This window comes from Pseudomonas sp. FYR_5 (assembly GCF_043106315.1).
In the GTDB taxonomy this organism is placed as follows: Bacteria; Pseudomonadota; Gammaproteobacteria; order Pseudomonadales; family Pseudomonadaceae; genus Aquipseudomonas; species Aquipseudomonas putida_Y.
This window is the reverse complement of sequence record NZ_JBICMK010000121.1, coordinates 1-1,163: the sequence shown is the minus strand read 5'-3', so window position 1 is coordinate 1,163 and position 1,163 is coordinate 1. Positions and strand designations below refer to the sequence as shown.

General features: G+C 57.8%; 1 protein-coding gene. It reads left to right on the top strand.

All coding sequences use genetic code 11. The features are described from left to right. The coding region (locus ACF8RA_RS24785) for an IS4-like element ISPpu8 family transposase (RefSeq protein WP_392519669.1) at nucleotides 1-1,163 on the top strand (1,163 nt) is incomplete at both ends.

The window sequence follows — 1,163 nt, the reverse complement described above, 5'->3', positions numbered from 1 at the left end:
TTCATTGGGCTTGAAGCCATCGCTGCATGCTGCGGCAAGACAACTGGACGACCTTCCCGTCAGCCTGGCAGCTCTGTACGACAAGATCAGTCGAACCGAACCTGCCCTGTTGCGTGCTTTGGTGACAGGCTGCGCGCAGCGCTTGGCGCCGACAATCCATGAGTTGGGCTGCTCAGCCATGCTTCCTGATTGGCAAGTTCGGGTGGTCGATGGCAGCCACTTGGCCTCTACCGAAAAGCGTCTTGGCGCGCTGCGCCAAGAGCGCGGAGCGGCTCGCCCCGGGTTTTCGGTGGTGGTTTACGACCCCGACCTGGATCAGGTAATTGACCTCCAGCCGTGCGAGGACGCCTACGCAAGCGAACGAGTTTGTGTTTTGCCGTTGCTGGCTGAAGCAAAGACCAATCAGGTTTGGATCGCTGACCGTCTCTACTGCACGCTGCCTGTAATGGAGGCGTGCGAACAGGTGAAGACATCATTTGTCATTCGCCAGCAGGCCAAGCATCCACGCTTGATCCAGGAAGGTGAGTGGCAAGCACCGATGCCCGTCGCCACAGGCACTGTGCGCGAGCAATCCATCGAAGTAAAAGGCGGGCACCGCTGGCGACGTGTCGAGTTAACGCTTCATTCACCAAACGACTCAGGTGATAACAGCTTGATGTTCTGGAGCAACCTGCCCGAGAGCATCAGTGCGCAACAGATCGCAGACTTCTATCGGCGCCGCTGGAGTATTGAAGGGATGTTCCAGCGGTTGGAAGCAATTCTGGAAAGTGAAATTGAAACCCTCGGCAGTCCGCGAGCCGCCTTGCTTGGATTCACCACTGCCGTGCTGGCATACAACGTTCTGGCCTTGCTCAAGCGAAGTGTTGAACAGGCTCACCGCGATGCCTTGCCCGAGAATTGGGAAGCCTCGATCTATCACTTGGCGGTGCAGATCAGAGGGGGTTACGAAGGCATGCAGATTGCCCTGCCATCCGAGTACATGCCCGTTGTTCCGATGGAAAACCTGGCTCAGCGCCTGCTGGAGCTGGCCAGAAACATCCAGCCCAGACAGGTTGCGAAAAGCCCACGAGGCCCCAAGGTGCTCAAAGCGAAGGCCTGGGTGCAAGGGACGGCTGTACATGCTCATGTTTCGACGGATCGGGTCATCAAAGCCGCCAAAACCA